Origin of the sequence: Vogesella sp. AC12 (assembly GCF_024437575.1) — a bacterium.
Lineage (GTDB): Bacteria > Pseudomonadota > Gammaproteobacteria > Burkholderiales > Chromobacteriaceae > Vogesella > Vogesella indigofera.
On the sequence record NZ_JANFNU010000003.1, the window covers coordinates 163,770 to 179,674 of the forward strand.

Sequence of the window (15,905 nt, forward strand, 5' to 3'; positions counted from 1 at the left end):
GCCGAGAAAGAAAGCCCGTTGCACTCATGCCAGCGACGGCAGCAAACCGTCGCCGGCGTGAGCCAGCTCCTGCTGCATGCCGGCCAGCCGCGACCAGTCCAGCTCCGCCGCCGGTGCCGGCCGGGCAAAGTAGTAGCCCTGCAGCCGCGGGCAGCCGAGCTGGCGCAAGGTCTGCACCTGCAGCATGGTTTCCACCCCTTCCGCCACCACGTCCAGCCCCAGCGCCGCCGCCAGCGCCAGGATGGCGCGCACGATGGCGGAGGATTCCTCGTGGCAGTGGATGTCGCGCACGAAGGCCTGGTCGATCTTGAGCACGTCGAAGTGGTAGCGGTGCAGGTAGGACAGCGCCGAGTAGCCGGTGCCGAAGTCGTCCAGCGCGAGGCAGATGCCGCGCTCCTTCAGCTGCCGCATCACCTCGATCGCAACGTCCGGCACGTCGATCAGCGCGCTTTCGGTGATTTCCAGGTGCAGCGTGCCCACCGGCAGCGCGTGCCGCTGCATCAGCTCCTGCAGCCAGCCGACCAGCCCCGGATCGTGGAAGTGCGCCGAGGACAGGTTGATGTGCAGGCACACCGCGTGGTCGATGCGGCCGCTGCCGTACCACTGCGCCAGCTGCGCGCAGGCGTGCTCGATCATGTAGCGGTCCAGCTTCAGGATCAGGCCGCTCTCCTCCGCCATCGGCAGGAACACACCCGGCGCGATCAGGCCGCGCTGCGGGTGGTGCCAGCGCACCAGCGTCTCGAAGCCGGCCAGTTTGCCGCTGTGGCTGTCCACGATCGCCTGGTAGTAGGGCACCAGTTCGTGGCGGTTTTCCAGCGCGTGGCGCAGCTCGGCCTCCAGCGCCAACTGGTCGGCCTGGTTGCGGCGCAGCTCGTGATTGAACAGGGTGTAGCCGTGGCGGCCGCGCTGCTTGGTGCGGTACATCGCGTGGTCGGCGTCGCGCAGCAGGTCTTCCGCACGCGAGTAGTGTTCCTTGTCGGCCAGCACCAGGCCGACGCTGACGGTGGTGAACAGCTCGCGCCCGGACAGCATGATCGGGCGTTCGAACTCGCCGACCAGGCTCTGCGCCAGCCGCTCGCACTCTTCCAGCGAGTCGACGCCGGACAGCAGCACCGCGAACTCGTCGCCGCCGAGGCGGGCCAGGAAATCGGCATAGCCGAGGCAACTGCGGATGCGTTGCCCGGCCTCGGTGAGCAGGTGGTCGCCGGCGAGATGGCCGAGGGTGTCGTTGACCAGCTTGAAGCGGTCGAGGTCGATGAACACCACCGCGAAGCGCTGCGTCGGATCGAGCTGGAACTGGTCCCAGTTGCGCTTCAGTACGCGCGAGAAATAGCTGCGGTTGGGCAGCTTGGTCAGCGGATCGTGCAGGCTGTCGTGCTGCAGCTGGGCGTTGACGGCGTCCAGCTCGTTGGTACGCTCCAGCACGCGCTGTTCCAGGTCGGCATAGGCGCGCTGCAGGTCGTCCAGCGCCTGCACCCGCGCCAGCGCGCTGCCGATGTGGTTGGCGACGAACTCCAGCAGCTCCTGGTCGCGGTAGGAGTAGCGCACGCTCGGCTCGTAGCTCTGCACCGCCAGCACGCCGCGCAGTTCGTTGCCGCTGTACAGCGGCACCCCCAGCCAGCTGACCGGCACCGCGATGTCGTGATCGTCGCTGGCCAGCAGCACATGGCCGCTGGCTTCGGCCAGCAGCAGCGGCCGGCCGCTGTGCAGCACCTGTTCCAGCAGGCCGCGCCCGGGGCGCTGCGGCAGCGGATCGGTCAGGTACAGGTCGGAACAATAGGGAAAGCTCAGCTCGTTGCGCTCGCTGTCGTGCAGGCACACCATGCAGTTGCTGGCGTCGATGAACTCGGACAGCAGCCGATGCAGGCCGACGAAGAAGGCCTCCATCGACAGGCTGGTATTGGAGATGTCGCCGATGCGGAACAGCACGCTCTGCAGCTGCTCGGTGCGCTTGCGCTCGGCCACCTCGGCGTGCAGGCGGATATTGATGCCTTCCAGCTCGGCGGTGCGCAGCCATACCTTGCGCTCCAGCTCGGCGCGGTGCGCCAGCCGGTCCAGCGCGCTGGCGATATGGTGGGCGATGAACAGGAAGGCGCTCTGCGCCGCGTCATCGAAGCGCTGGTGCACGTCGTAGCTCTGCACCACCACCGCGCCGACCACCTTGCTGGCGGCATCAAGCAGCGGCACCCCCATCCACCACGACGGCATCAGCCCGGACATCACCACGCCTTGCTGCCGGCACAGCCTGTCGATCTCGGCGCCCGACAACAGCATGAAGGAGTGCTGGCGGCATAGCCAGGCGGTCAGCGACGGCGTCTGTCCGCCGCAGGGAAACACCTCGTCCGGCCGCGGCGGCCGCGGCTCCATCACGTCGGAGAAATAGGGAAAGCGCAACGCGCTGCCACCCTCGTCCAGCAACGCGATATAGAAGTTGTCGGCCGGCATCAGCCGGCTCACCGCGCGGTGCAGACGGCGCAGGAAGTGCTCGACATTCTGCGACTCGTTGGCGAGGCGGTTGATGTCGAGCAGGGTATGGTGGGTGACGCGTGCCGCGCTCAGGTCATTGCTGAGGCTGGCACTGGTCAGGTGTCCGGTCAGCAGCAGCGCCAGCTGCGCGGTGCGCTCGCTGGCGGCGCAGCCATGCCAGAACAGGAAGCCGAGCGGCTGCGCGTGGCTGCCCAGTACCTGGCAGCAGACGGCAGCATCCAGCGGCGGGAGCGGGACACCTGCCTGCGGCGTCGGCAGGGCGGACACATCCCCCCGCTGCGCCAGGCAGCGCCACCCCTCCCCCAGCTTTCCCCAAACGCTCGCCCCGAGCGGCAGCTGCCAGCAGAACAGGAAATCCAGGGCAGCTTCGGCGGCTTCTTCGGGCGAAAACAGAATATCAGCCGTGCTATTCATACGATTTTGGTTGAGCCCACTACGCGGCCACGCATCGCAACCGCGATTTTATTGTTATAGGGCACACCGGACAGGGCAACGGCAGTGGCCGGGTCAGCGCAACAGCCTGACCAGCGCCTGTGCCAGTTGTGAAACGTCCTGCCCGGAATGCGCCGCCGACAGTGACACGCGCAAGCGCGCGGTTCCTGCCGGCACCGTGGGAGGCCTGATGGCGGGAACCCAGATCCCCGAATCCTGTAAATCCCCTGCCATCTGCACGGCAGCCTCGTTGCCGCCAATAATAATCGCTTGAATTGGCATACGGGAAGAGCATAACCGGAAAGAAGTTTCCATCAGCGCAGCACGCAATGCCGAAATATGCTCTTGTAATAGCAGGCGACGCCACGACTCCTGCTCGATCAGCTGCAAACTGGCCAGCACCGCCGCCGCCTGCGCCGGCGGATGCGCGGTGGTGAAGATATAGGTGCGCGCACGGTTGACCAGCCAGTCGATCAGCTGGCGGCTGCCGGCGACAAAGGCGCCGGCCACCCCGGCAGCCTTGCCCAGCGTGGCCATGTACACCACGCGCGGGTGCTGCAACGCGTGCTCGACCAGCGCGCCGCGACCGTTGCCGAGGATGCCGAAGCCGTGCGCGTCGTCGAGATACAACCATGCGTCATAGCGTTCCGCCAGCTGCAGCAGCTCTGCCAGCGGCGCTTCGTCGCCTTCCATGCTGTACACCGCATCCACCACGATCAGCCGCGACGCCGCTGGCGTGTTTTGCAACAACTGCGCCAGATGCGCCAGATCGTTGTGGCGAAAGCGCTTGAATTCGGCCCGCGACAGCTGGCAGGCGTCGTTGAGCGAGGCGTGGTTGAGCTTGTCGGCGAAAATGGCATCGCCGCGGCCGACCAGGCTGCTGACCACGCCAAGGTTGGCCGCATAGCCGGAGCCGAACAGCAGCGCCGCCTCGCAGCCGACGAATTCGGCCAGTGCCTCCTCCGCCTGCTGCTGGATGGCGAAGTGCCCCGCCACCAGCGCCGAGGCGCCGCTGCCGACGCCCCACGCCTCGATCGCCTCGCGCATCGCCGCCTTCAGCGCCGGATGATTGGCGAGGCCCAGATAGTCGTTGCTGGCGAAGGCCAGATAGTCGCGGCCGCCGATGCTGACGCGCGGCCCCTGCGGGCTGTCCAGTACCGCGCGCTGGCGCAGGCGATGTTCGGCCTGCAGTTGCGACAGCGCGCCGGCGAGTTGATCGGGACGCATGCGGCCAACCTTTCCTTGTTCGATTGATGAAAAAAAAGCACCCGCCGGCGGCAAGGTGCTTTTCGATGATGCCATGACGGCAGTTTACAGCGGCTGCAGGCCCAGCTTGTCCATCAGCGCGCGGTCGGCGTCGACGTCCGGATTGCCGGTGGTCAGCAGCTTGTCGCCGTAGAAGATGGAGTTGGCGCCGGCGAGGAAGCACAGCGCCTGCATCGCTTCCGGCATCTCGCGGCGGCCGGCCGACAGGCGGATATAGCTCTTCGGCAGCGTCAGGCGCGCCACGGCGATGGTACGCACGAACTCGGTCCAGTCCAGCGACTCGGCGCCATCCAGCGGTGTGCCGGTCACCTGCACCAGGTTGTTGACCGGCACCGACTCCGGCTGCGGGTCGAGGTTGGCCAGCTGCAGGATCAGTCCGGCGCGCTGCTCGCGGGTCTCGTTGAGGCCGACGATGCCGCCACAGCATACCGACAGTCCGGCACCGCGCACCTTGCCCAGCGTGGCGAGGCGGTCTTCATAGTCGCGGGTCTGGATGATGTCGGCGTACTTGTCCGGGGCGGTGTCCAGATTGTGGTTGTAGTAGTCGAGGCCGGCATCCTTCAGCTTCTCGGCCTGGCCGTCCTTCAGCAGGCCGAAGGTGGCACAGGTCTGCAAGCCCAGCGCCTTCACCCGCTGCACCATGTCCAGCGTCTTTTCCAGGTCGGCATCCTTCGGGCCGCGCCAGGCGGCGCCCATGCAGAAGCGGCCGGCACCGTTGGCTTTGGCGTGGCGCGCGGCGTCCACCACCTCGTCCACCGTCATCATCGGCTGGTTTTCCACCGCCGTTTCATGGTGTACCGACTGCGGGCAGTAGCCGCAGTCCTCCGGACAGCCACCGGTCTTGATCGACACCAGCGTCGACAGCTGCACGCGGCTGGGGTCGAAGTGCTGGCGATGGACTTCCGCGGCACGGAACACCAGCTCCATGAACGGCAGGTCGTACAGCGCCTCGATTTCCTGCTGGCTCCACAGCGCGGATTCGGGGTGCAGGGTGGCGGGACGCTGGAATTGGATGGTGGCCTGGGTCATGGTGGGCTATCGTCACTGTCTGAGAGTCAAAACTGGGCGAATCTTGCGCGAGGGCCGACCATGCTGTCAAACGCGATTGCGGCATTGCTTAACAACTGCCTTGTTTTTGAGCAACACTGCCAGCTGTGCGGCCAACGTCCGTGTGCCAGCGGCGTCTGCGCTGCCTGTGTCGCGACGCTGGCACCACCCGCCGCGACGCGCTGCCCGGTATGCGCCGCGGCGGCGGCCAGTAGCCTGGTGCCCTGCGGCCATTGCCTGCGCGCCGCACCGGCGTTTGCGCGCCTGCACGCCGCCTACGGCTACGACTACCCGCTGGACGGCCTGATCGGCGCCTGTAAATACGGCCGCCAGCCGGCGTTGCAAGGCGCGCTCGCCAGCCTGTTGCGACAGCAGTTGCAAAGCACGCCGCAGCGGCCGGAAATCGACCTGGTGGTCGCGGTGCCGCTGGCGCCGGCACGGTTGGCGGAACGCGGTTTTAACCTGCCGGATGCCCTGGCGCAGGCAGTCGCTGCTACAATCGGCGGCCGCATCGTCCACGACTTGTGTGTGCGCAAACGCAACACTGCGCCGCAGGCCGCGCTCGACCGCCGCCAGCGGCTGCGCAATGTGCGCGATGCTTTTTGCGTAAAGCGCCGCTGTGACGGGCTTTCCATCGCCATCGTCGACGACGTCGCCACCACCGGCGCCACCCTCGATGCGCTGGCCAAAGCGCTGCAAAAAGCGGGCGCAAAACGGGTCGAAGCCTGGGTGCTTGCCAGGGCCTCCGACCACAAAATTTGACCAACCTGTTGATTTACCGGATTATTCACCCCGCAACGATGTTTACTGTTGTTCTCTACCAGCCGGAAATACCGCCCAATACGGGCAATATTATTCGACTCTGTGCCAACACCGGCTGTGAACTGCACTTGGTCAAACCGCTGGGTTTTCCGCTCGAAGACGCCAAACTGAAACGCGCCGGACTCGACTATCACGAGTACGCCCGCATGGTGGTTCACGAGAACTGGGAAGCCTGTCTGGCCCACCTTGGCCCGCGCCGCATCTTCGCGGCCACCACCAAGGGCGCCACGCGGCACGACCGCATCGCCTTCCAACCCGGCGATGTTTTGCTGTTCGGACCTGAATCACGCGGCTTGCCCCAGGAAGTACTGGACAGTCTCCCGACTGACCAGCGGGTGCGGTTGCCGATGCGGGCCGAATCACGCAGTCTCAATCTCTCTAATGCTGTCGCTGTCCTCGTCTTCGAGGCCTGGCGTCAACACGGTTTTGCCGGAGGGATCTGAGCCAGTTCACTGAGTTGGCGCAACAGCATAGGAGAGGTTCATGCGACCTTTTTACCGATGGCTGTGGCTTGCGTTCATCAGTGCTGTACTGGTGGCCTGTACCACCGTCAGACCGGCAACTGCCACCCAGACAGCCAAGGTCACGACCAAAAAATCGCCTGCCAACACAGGCGCCTACTTTCAGAATGACGGCCCGGGCAGCAACATCCCGGTTAACCTGGACCTGGTTCCGGACGCCGTTCCCCAGGCAGAACCGCTGATCGCTGCGGCCAACCTGCCCTACACTGCCCTGGGCATGAGCTTCCGCCCGGACAAGAGCGCCAAGCCTTACCGCAAGACCGGCCGCGCCTCCTGGTACGGCAAACAGTTCCACGGTCGCAAGACCAGCTCCGGCGAACGCTACGACATGTTCGCGATGACCGCGGCGCATCCGACGCTGCCAATCCCGAGCTATGCCCGCGTCACCAATGTCAGCAATGGCGAATCGGTGATCGTGCGCATCAATGACCGCGGCCCGTTCCACAAGAGCCGGCTGATGGACCTCAGCTACGCCGCCGCCCATCGCCTGGGCTACGTCAACCGCGGCTCGGCCGAGGTGCTGATCGAGCGCGTGTTCCCGGTCAAGGGCAGCGAGCGCATCGCCACCAAGCCGCCTGCGATGCAGGCTGCCGCCAGCGATCCGCTGTACCTGCAGCTGGGCAACTTCTCGCGGCTGGCCCGTGCCGAGGCCGAGCTGAAAAAGCTGCTGGCCGACGACAGCCTGCACGACGACAAGCTGGCCATCGTCAATCACGAGGGCATCTACAGCATCCGCATGGGCCCGTTCCAGGGCGACCACGAAGCGTTGGCCGTCGCCAATGCACTCAGCGTGGCGCCGGTGATCACCCGCTAAGCCCGCTGTACCTGCCCCAGCACCGCCTGCCTACCTCCGCGTAGCCAGGCGGTTTTTTCATGGTGCCGGCGCCAGGCCGATGCCGGCCGCCTTGATCACCGCGGCCAGGGTGGCGAAGTGGCCGGCGATATCCTGCTCGTGCACATGGGCATAGCCCAGCAGCAGGCCCTGCTGCGCCGGCGCCACGCCGCGGTAATAGGCACTCAGCGGCCGGGTGAGGATGCCCTGCTGCAACGCGGCCTCGGCAATGGCGTGATCGTCGCAGCCATCGGGCAGGCCCAGCACCAGATGCAGGCCGGCGGCGCCGTCATGGATCGGCAGCCGCGCGCCAAAATGCGCGGCGATCGCCGCCAGCAGCGTCTCGCGCCGTAGTGCATAGAGATGGCGCATGCGGCGGATGTGCGACACGAAGTGACCCTCGGCGATGAAATCCGCCAGCACCGCCTGCGTCAGGTACTGCCCGCCGCGGAACATCTCCGACAGCCCGGTCTGGAAGCTGGCCACCAGCGCCTCCGGCACCACCATATAGGCCAGCCGCAGCCCCGGATAGATCACCTTGGAAAAGGTGGCCAGATAGATGACGCGGCCGTGGCGGTCCAGGCCCTGCAGCGACGGCAGCGGCGAACGGCCGTAGCGGAATTCGCTGTCGTAGTCGTCCTCCACGATCCAGCAGTGATTGCGCCGCGCATAGGCCAGCAGGCGCCGCCGCCGCGCCAGGCTCATCACCGCGCCCAGCGGATACTGGTGTGACGGCGACACGTAGATCAGCTTCGGCGCCCCCAGCCGCGCGCCCTCCTCCACCTGCAGGCCGTCACCGTCCACCGCCACCGGCTGCGTGTCGAGCCCGCTGCTGCGCCACACGCTGTGCACGCCCCAGTAACCCGGATTCTCCACCCACGCGCTGTCGCCGACATCGCCCAGCAACAGCGCGATCAGCTGCAGCGCCGCGTGCGAGCCGTTGGTGACGATGATCTGTTCCGGGGTGCAGATCACGCCGCGCGAGCTGCGCAGGTAGTCGGCCAGCGCGCTGCGCAGCGCCGGCAGGCCGGGGCCGACGGAGTAGGTCAGCAGGTCCGGCTGCGGCTTGCGCCACTGGCGGTTGTGCAGCCGCATCCAGGTGCGCGACGGAAAGGTACGCACCTCCGGCACCCCCGGCATGAAGGCGCCCCACTGCTTCTCGCCGGCGCCGGCCTGCGCCACCAGCTGCGTGCCGCGCCGCGAAATCTCGGCCAGGCTGTCGGCGCCGCCCCTGGCTACCGCCGGCTCGCGCCCCGGCAGGCGCTCCGGCCCGGTGTCGAGCACGAAGGTGCCGCGGCCAACCCCGGCCGCCAGATAGCCCTCCACCACCAGCCGTTCGTAGACGTGGATCACGGTATTGCGCGCGATGCCCAGTTCCTGTGCCAGCTGTCGCGACGACGGCAGCCGCAGCCCCGGCGGCAGCACCTCTTGCAGGATGCCGTCGCGCAGCAGGCGGTACAGCTGCAGGGTGTTGGATTCGGCGCTGTCGCGGCGGAAGTGCTGCAGCAGCAGGTCGGCCAGCATTTGCTGCAGCGCGATCTGGGAGGGGGAGGACGGGGACGCCATGGCAGGAAACCGCGCAGATTGGTTCTATTAAAAAAACAGGATTGGGTCTAATTTTATCACCAATCAGCGCTTACACTGCCGCCGGCTTTTGCTTGCAACAACAATCGCGGCTGCCCTGCACTCCCCAGCAACCCAATAACGGTACCGGCGCGTCCGCGCACGGTCACCAGGCAGCCGCCAACGGAGAATCTGATCCAATGAGTGCTTCATCCCCAGGACTGAGCCACGGGCTCAAGGAACGTCACGTCACCATGTTGTCCATCGCCGGCGTGATCGGCGCCGGCCTGTTTGTCGGCTCCGGCCACGCCATTGCCGAAGCCGGCCCGGCGGTGCTGATCGCCTACGCCATCGCCGGCCTGCTGGTGATCCTGGTCATGCGCATGCTCGGTGAAATGGCGGTCGCCTCGCCGGACACCGGCTCGTTTTCCACCTACGCCGACCGCGCCATCGGCCACTGGGCCGGTTACCTGATCGGCTGGCTGTACTGGTGGTTCTGGGTGCTGGTGATCCCGCTGGAGGCCACCGCTGCCGCCACCATCCTGCACACCTGGTTTGCCGGCGTGCCGCTGTGGGCGTTTGCGCTGGGCATCACCGTGCTGCTGACCATCACCAACCTGTTCAGCGTCAAGAACTATGGCGAATTCGAATTCTGGTTCGCGCTGGTCAAGGTGGTCGCCATCATCGCCTTCCTGGCCATTGCCGCCGCCGCCATCATGGGCCTGATTCCGGGCAGCCAGACCAGTGGCATGTCCAACCTGTTCGCCCACGGCGGCTTTATGCCCAACGGCTTCGGCGCGGTGCTGGGTGCGATGCTGACCACCATGTTCACCTTCCTCGGCACCGAGATCGTCACCATCGCCGCCGCCGAATCCGACAACCCGCAGCAGCAGATCACCAAGGCCACCAACTCGGTGGTATGGCGTATCAGCCTGTTCTACCTCGGTTCGATCTTCGTGGTGACCTCGCTGGTAGCGTGGAACGACCCGCAGTTGGCCGCACTGGGCTCCTACCAGCGCACGCTGGAGCTGATCGGCATTCCCAACGCCAAGGCCATCGTTGACGTGGTGGTGCTGATCTCGGTGGCCAGCTGCCTGAACTCGGCGCTGTATACCGCCTCGCGCATGCTGTACTCGCTGTCCACCCGTCGCGACGCGATGCAGGTGTTCAATAAGACCGCCAGCAACGGCACGCCGCAAAACGCGGTGCTGGGTTCGATGGTGGTGGGCTTCATGATGGTGATCGCCAACTATCTGGTACCGGAAGCGGTGTTCAACGTGCTGCTGGCCACCTCCGGCGCCATCGCCCTGCTGGTTTACATGGCGATCGCCATCTCCCAGCTGCGCATGCGTCAGCGCATGATTGCCCGCGGCGAAACCCCGGCCTTCAAGATGTGGCTGTTCCCGTGGCTGACCTGGGCGGTGATCCTGTTCATCGCCGCGGTACTGGTGCTCATGGCCTTCCGCCACGATCACCAGATCGAAGTGCTGAGCACCGCCGTACTGACCGTGCTGCTGCTGCTCGTCGGCTGGGTCCGCTCGCGCCTGCTGGGTACCGACTGGCGCCACAGCAGCACCGCGCTGGCTGCGGCCAACGCTGGCTGAGCCCGCATCACACCCGAATACCCTGGCTGTCTGCTTGCCCGCCTCTGGCGGGCTTTTTTCATGCCGCCACGCCGTCTTGCGGGCAAGAAAAAACCCCGGCACGGGCCGGGGTCAATACCTTTGCAGGCTCCTGCTCAGGGAGGTGAAGCAGGAAGGTGTGAACACCTGCTTACTTTGACGGCTTACTCGGGCAAAGTTCCGGCGGCACCGTGATTTTCTTCGCCACCGAAGTCGTCCTCCGCCACCGCGGCGAACCAGTCCTGCACCTGCTGCTCGACTTCGGCGGTACCGGTCTTCTTCGAGCTGGAGAACAGCTGGATGCTGATTTGCGGATAGTCATGCAGTTCTTTTTTGACCGAGGCCAAGACTTTCTGCTGCTCCTGACGCGATAATTTGTCGGCTTTGGACAACAGGATGTGCACCGGACGGTTGGTCTCGCTGAAAAACTCGATCATCTTCCAGTCCAGATCGCGCAGCGGCCGGCGCGAATCCATGATCAGCAACAGGCCGATCAGGCTGGTACGCGACTGCAGGTACTGCCCCAGCAGTTCCACCCAGTGGGCGCGCACCGCCTCCGGCACTTCGGCGTAGCCGTAGCCGGGCAGGTCGACCAGGTAGCGCTCCTGGCCCAGGTCGAAGAAATTGATATGCTGCGTCCGCCCCGGCGTCTTGGACACGAAGGCCAGGCGGGTGCGGTTGCACAGGGTATTGATGGCGCTGGACTTGCCGGCATTGGAGCGCCCGACAAAGGCGATCTCGGCACGGGTCGGCGGCAAATCCTTAAGATGATTTACGGTGGTAAAGAAGCGGGCGTTCTGAAAGATCGTCATAGTAGTAAGTGTAAAGTCAGTTGGTATAGAATAGCAGGTTTGAAATTGCCACCTTTACAGATATTTACGCAATCTCTCTCGAGGAGTGACCATGAAACGTAAGATGCTGTTGGCGATCGCTGCCGCTACCCTCGCCGGTAGCGCACTGGCCGCCACCCCAGCTGTGACCCGTGGCGATGTCGCCAAAGGCAAAGTGATTGCCGAGCAAGTGTGTGCCGCCTGTCACGGTGCGGACGGCAACAGCGTGGCCTCCGCCAACCCGTCGCTGGCTGGCCAGCACGCCAAATACCTGGAAAGCCAGCTCAAGGCCTTCAAGAGTGGCGAACGCAAGAACCCGATCATGCTGGGCATGGCTTCCAGCCTGTCCGACGCCGACATGAAGAACGTGGCCGAGTACTTCAGCGAACAGAAGCTGAAAGCACGCCAGGCCAACGACAAGGCACTGCTGCCAGCCGGCCAGAAGCTGTACAAGGCCGGTAACCCGGTGACCCGCGTTCCGGCCTGTATGGCCTGCCACGGTGCCGCCGGCAAGGGCTTCCCGGCGCAGTACCCGGCACTGGGTAGCCAGCACGCCGCCTACATCGTCAAACAGCTGAATGATTTCAAGGCTGGCACGGATCGCAAGAACTCGATCATGGCCGATGTGGCCATGCGCATGTCTGATGCCGACATGAAAGCGGTAGCAGAATACATTTCCGGCCTGCGTTAAGCGCAACTTTTTGCTGCTGTCACGTTCCAAAGGGGGGCCTTCACGCCCCCCTTTGTCGTGCTTTGAAAACACATGAAACCCAATAAGCCTTCAGCATCGAATCTTCACCACGCGTACGAGCTGTTCAGTTCGATGCGCTTCGCCATCGGCTTGCTGACCATTCTGGCCATCGCCTCGATCATCGGCACCGTGCTCAAGCAGAACGAGCCCTATCCCAACTACGCCTTCGAGTTCGGCCAGTTCTGGTTTGTCGCCTTCGAGAAGCTGGGCCTGTACGACGTGTACCACTCGTCGTGGTTCCTGCTGATCCTCGCCTTCCTGGTGCTGTCCACCACGCTGTGCATCATCCGCAACGGGCCGACCTTCCTGCGCGAGATGAAGAGCTTCCGCGAGCGCGCCACCGACAACTCGCTGCGGGCGATGCGCCACAGCCAGCAGCTGGACCTGACGCTGGACGAGGCACGGGCGATGCGCCTGCTGCAGGGCCACGGCCTGCGCGTGAAGCGCGTGCCGCGCGACGACGGTAGCGTGCTGCTGGCGGCGAAGAAGGGCAGTGCCAACAAGCTGGGCTACTTCTTCGCCCACATCGCGATGGTGGTGATCTGCATCGGCGGCCTGATGGACGGCAACCTGCCGCTCAAGCTCGGCGAGCTGACCGGCAGCATCAAGCCGGAAACGCGCGAACTGCCGCAGGCACAGATTCCGGAACAGAGCCGTCTTGGCGCCGGCAACCTGTCGTTCCGCGGCAGCGTGACGGTGCCGGAGGGCAAGAGCGCCGACGTGATCTTCATGAACAGCGGCAACGGCTACCTGGTGCAGGAGCTGCCGTTCATAGTCACGCTGAAGAAATTCCACGTCGACTACTACAGCAACGGCATGCCCAAGCTGTTCGCCAGCGACCTGATCATCACCGACAAGGACAGCGGCAAGACTTCTGAACACACCATCAAGGTCAACCACCCGCTGGTGGTCGACGGCGTGGCCATCTACCAGGCCAGCTTCGGCGACGGCGGCTCGCCGCTGCAGCTGAAGGCGTGGAACCTGCAGACCCCGCAGGCGGCGCCGACCGACATCAAGGGCAACTCGCTGGGCGCACAACCGCTGAAGGTCAACGGCCGCGACTACAAGCTGGAATTCGGCGAGCTGCGCGTGTTCAACGTGGAAAACACCGGCGCGCCGGGCAGCGACGACAAGTCTCTTGAACAACGCCTCAACGACGCGCGCTCGGTACGGCAGGACACCAAGGCGCTGAAGAACATCGGCCCGTCGATCAGCTTCAAGCTGCGCGACCAGCACGGCCAGGCGCGTGAATACCAGCACTACATGGCGCCGATGCAGCAGGACGGCGAGTGGTACCAGGTGGCCGGGGTGCGCAGCGACGTGGCACAGCCGTTCCAGTACCTGCGCATTCCGCTCGACAAGGACATGAGCATCGCCAGCTTCATGCGCCTGTACGCGGCACTGAAGAACCCGGCGCTGTACGACGAGATCCGTGAACGCACCACCGCCAAGGCGATGCAGGGTCAGGCGATCAGCCCGGCGATGCAGCAGCAGTTCTCCGACAGCGTGCGCTGGGTACTGTCGCGCTTTGCCCAGGGCGGCTTCGGCGCGCTGGAACAGTTCCTCGACGACAAGGTACCGGCCGACAAGCGCCAGGCGATTGCGCAGACCTATATCAAGATCCTGCAGGGTGCGGTGGTCGACGTGATGGACGTGGCGCAGGCCAAGGCCGGTCAGGCGCCATGGCCGCAGGACGCCAAGCACTACCGCTTCCTGCTCGACAGCCTGGTCAGCGTCAGCGCGCTGCAGGACTACGCGGCGCCGGTATACCTGGAAATGAGCGGCTTTGAGCAGGTGCAGTCCTCCGGCCTGCAAATGACGCGCTCGCCGGGCAAGAACGTGGTGTATCTTGGCTCGCTGCTGCTGGTGATCGGCATCATCCTGATGTTCTACGTGCGCGAAGTGCGCGTCTGGCTGCTGCTGCAGCGCGACGGCACCCGACTGGCGATGACCTCCAACCGCCACAACCGCGATCTGGACCAGGACTTCGAGCGCATGGTCGACTATCTGAACAAACAGGCTGGAGAAGCATGATGGAGATGGTGTTGCAACAACCGCTGTACAAGCGTCTGGCCGCCGGTGACTGGCTGTACGCGCTGCTGATCGTCGTCGCCGCCGGCTACAGCTTCAGCCTGTACGGCAGCGCGCTGGACTACTACGAACAGCTGATCCTGGCCGGCAGCAGTATCGCGCTGGTGGCGCTGGGCTGGTTCTGGCCGAGCTGGCGCTGGTTCTTCCCGCTGGCCGGGGCGGTGTCGCTGCTGGCGATCCAGCTGTACGACCACAACCTGGCGCGCGCGGTGGAAAGCTTCGGCCTGAAGTACCTGCTGTCCAGCCAGTCGTCGTTCATGTGGATGTGCACGCTGTTCTTCCTTGCCACCGTGCTGTACTGGGCCGGCACCCTCTCCCGCGCCGACCTGCTGATGCGCATGGGCAGCGGCCTGACCTGGGCGGCGGCGGTGTTCGCGCTGGCCGGCCTGTTCACCCGCTGGTACGAAAGCTATCTGATCGCGCCGGACGTTGGCCGCATCCCGGTCTCCAACCTGTACGAAGTGTTCATCCTGTTCTGCCTGATCACCGCGCTGATGTATTTGTACTACGAGGCCAAGTTCGCGGTGCGCCAGGTCGGCGCCTTCGTGCTGCTGGTGATCAGCGCCGCGGTCGGCTTCATCCTGTGGTACACCTTCGACCGCCAGGCGCACGAGATCCAGCCGCTGATCCCGGCGCTGCAATCGTGGTGGATGAAGATCCACGTGCCGGCCAACTTCGTCGGCTACGGCGCGTTCGCGATGTCGGCGATGATCGGCGTGGCGCAGCTGCTGATCCGCCGCGGCATCCTCGCCAGCCGCCTGCCCTCGGCCGAGGTGCTGGACGAGGTGATGTACAAGGCGATCGCCGTCGGCTTCCTGTTCTTCACCATCGCCACCATCCTCGGTGCGATGTGGGCGGCGGATGCCTGGGGCGGCTACTGGAGCTGGGACCCGAAAGAAACCTGGGCACTGATCGTGTGGCTGAACTACGCCGCCTGGCTGCACATGCGCCTGGTCAAGGGCTGGCGCGGCGAGCCGCTGGCGTGGTGGGCGGTGGTCGGCCTGCTTGTGACCTCGTTCGCCTTCATCGGCGTCAACATGTTCCTGTCCGGCCTGCACTCCTACGGCGCGCTGTAACACTCAAGGTTGGCCGCATGCGGCCAACCCTGTCACCTCACGACCCGGCCCTGTGCCGGGTCGTGGCGTTTTCCGCTCAGGTGTACACCGACAGCTCCAGCAGATTGCCGTCCGGATCGCGCAAATACAGGGAGCGAATCGACCCCAGCGCACCGGTGCGCGCCACCGGACCCAGCTCGACGGCCACGCCCTTGGCGGCCAGCTCCGCCGCCACCTCATCCAACTCGCCACTCACGATCAGGCAGAGATCGGCACTGCCCGCCTGCGGCACCCGCGCGTGCGGCAGCAAGGGCGCCGCCGCCGGATGCAGGTTGATCTTGTGCCGGCCGAATTCCAGCGCCACCCTGCCCTCGCCGAAAGTCACCGGCACCATGCCCAGCACATCACGATAAAACGCCACCGTGCGCGGAATATCCGCCACCGTCAGCACCAGATGATCCAGCCGTTCGATTTGCATCCTGACTCCTTGCCAGGCACACCCTGCCGCACCATGCCGCAGTAGCCCCATCGTCATACTTTACCGCGCCCGGCGATCGCGGCACACTGCCGCCATTGCCGCGCCCCT

13 protein-coding genes are annotated in these 15,905 nt (G+C 65.2%); 7 read left to right on the forward strand and 6 right to left on the reverse strand.

Annotation, left to right across the window (positions count from 1 at the left end):
• Nucleotides 1–24: 24 nt before the first annotated feature.
• The 3 genes from NOM55_RS07125 to bioB all read right to left on the reverse strand — a co-directional run bounded on the left by NOM55_RS07125 (nucleotide 25) and on the right by bioB (nucleotide 5,214).
• Nucleotides 25–2,901 carry an EAL domain-containing protein gene (locus tag NOM55_RS07125; protein ID WP_255908031.1) on the reverse strand — a complete coding sequence of 959 codons (2,877 nt, stop codon included), beginning with the start codon at nucleotides 2,899–2,901 and terminating at the stop codon, nucleotides 25–27.
• A 93-nt stretch (nucleotides 2,902–2,994) separates the two neighbouring features.
• Nucleotides 2,995–4,146, reverse strand: a complete 1,152-nt coding sequence (bioF, locus tag NOM55_RS07130) for an 8-amino-7-oxononanoate synthase (protein WP_120810254.1) — start codon at nucleotides 4,144–4,146, stop codon at nucleotides 2,995–2,997.
• A gap of 84 nt (nucleotides 4,147–4,230) precedes the next feature.
• A complete protein-coding gene (gene bioB, locus NOM55_RS07135) occupies nucleotides 4,231–5,214 on the reverse strand; it encodes a biotin synthase BioB (RefSeq protein ID WP_120810255.1) in 984 nt (327 codons plus the stop codon).
• On the opposite strand from bioB, the gene NOM55_RS07140 reads away from it, so the two are divergent.
• The 3 genes from NOM55_RS07140 to NOM55_RS07150 all read left to right on the forward strand — a co-directional run bounded on the left by NOM55_RS07140 (nucleotide 5,170) and on the right by NOM55_RS07150 (nucleotide 7,389).
• On the forward strand, nucleotides 5,170–5,994 hold the full coding sequence (locus NOM55_RS07140) for a ComF family protein (protein WP_255908032.1): 825 nt from the start codon (nucleotides 5,170–5,172) through the stop codon (nucleotides 5,992–5,994). The two genes, bioB and NOM55_RS07140, sit on opposite strands and share 45 nt — an antisense overlap.
• Nucleotides 5,995–6,032: 38 nt before the next feature.
• A complete protein-coding gene (gene trmL, locus NOM55_RS07145) occupies nucleotides 6,033–6,497 on the forward strand; it encodes a tRNA (uridine(34)/cytosine(34)/5-carboxymethylaminomethyluridine(34)-2'-O)-methyltransferase TrmL (protein WP_047965962.1) in 465 nt (154 codons plus the stop codon).
• A 295-nt stretch (nucleotides 6,498–6,792) separates the two neighbouring features.
• Nucleotides 6,793–7,389: a septal ring lytic transglycosylase RlpA family protein gene (locus NOM55_RS07150; RefSeq protein ID WP_255908033.1), complete on the forward strand. Its 597-nt coding sequence runs from the start codon at nucleotides 6,793–6,795 to the stop codon at nucleotides 7,387–7,389.
• 57 nt (nucleotides 7,390–7,446) lie between these two features.
• On the opposite strand, the gene NOM55_RS07155 is transcribed toward NOM55_RS07150, so the two are convergent.
• On the reverse strand, nucleotides 7,447–8,973 hold the full coding sequence (locus NOM55_RS07155; RefSeq protein ID WP_255908034.1) for a PLP-dependent aminotransferase family protein: 1,527 nt from the start codon (nucleotides 8,971–8,973) through the stop codon (nucleotides 7,447–7,449).
• Nucleotides 8,974–9,170: 197 nt separating this feature from the next.
• Between NOM55_RS07155 and gabP the strand changes: the two genes are divergently transcribed.
• Nucleotides 9,171–10,574 (forward strand): GABA permease, encoded by a 1,404-nt coding sequence (gene gabP / locus NOM55_RS07160; RefSeq protein WP_255908035.1) that lies wholly within the window; start codon nucleotides 9,171–9,173, stop codon nucleotides 10,572–10,574.
• 182 nt (nucleotides 10,575–10,756) lie between these two features.
• Here gabP and yihA read toward each other — a convergent pair whose 3' ends face one another.
• Nucleotides 10,757–11,404: a ribosome biogenesis GTP-binding protein YihA/YsxC gene (gene yihA / locus NOM55_RS07165; protein ID WP_255908036.1), complete on the reverse strand. Its 648-nt coding sequence runs from the start codon at nucleotides 11,402–11,404 to the stop codon at nucleotides 10,757–10,759.
• Between the two features lie 91 nt (nucleotides 11,405–11,495).
• Between yihA and NOM55_RS07170 the strand changes: the two genes are divergently transcribed.
• From NOM55_RS07170 to ccsB, 3 genes are all read left to right on the forward strand, one after another.
• Entirely contained in the window at nucleotides 11,496–12,113 is a 618-nt protein-coding gene (locus NOM55_RS07170; RefSeq protein ID WP_047965890.1) for a cytochrome c, read from the forward strand.
• Between the two features lie 72 nt (nucleotides 12,114–12,185).
• Nucleotides 12,186–14,207 (forward strand): cytochrome c biogenesis protein ResB, encoded by a 2,022-nt coding sequence (locus NOM55_RS07175; protein ID WP_255908037.1) that lies wholly within the window; start codon nucleotides 12,186–12,188, stop codon nucleotides 14,205–14,207.
• A complete protein-coding gene (gene ccsB / locus NOM55_RS07180) occupies nucleotides 14,207–15,340 on the forward strand; it encodes a c-type cytochrome biogenesis protein CcsB (protein WP_255908179.1) in 1,134 nt (377 codons plus the stop codon). The genes NOM55_RS07175 and ccsB overlap by 1 nt, the downstream gene beginning before the upstream one ends.
• Nucleotides 15,341–15,416: 76 nt before the next feature.
• Here ccsB and NOM55_RS07185 read toward each other — a convergent pair whose 3' ends face one another.
• Nucleotides 15,417–15,797: a VOC family protein gene (locus NOM55_RS07185; protein WP_255908038.1), complete on the reverse strand. Its 381-nt coding sequence runs from the start codon at nucleotides 15,795–15,797 to the stop codon at nucleotides 15,417–15,419.
• Nucleotides 15,798–15,905 lie beyond the last annotated feature (108 nt).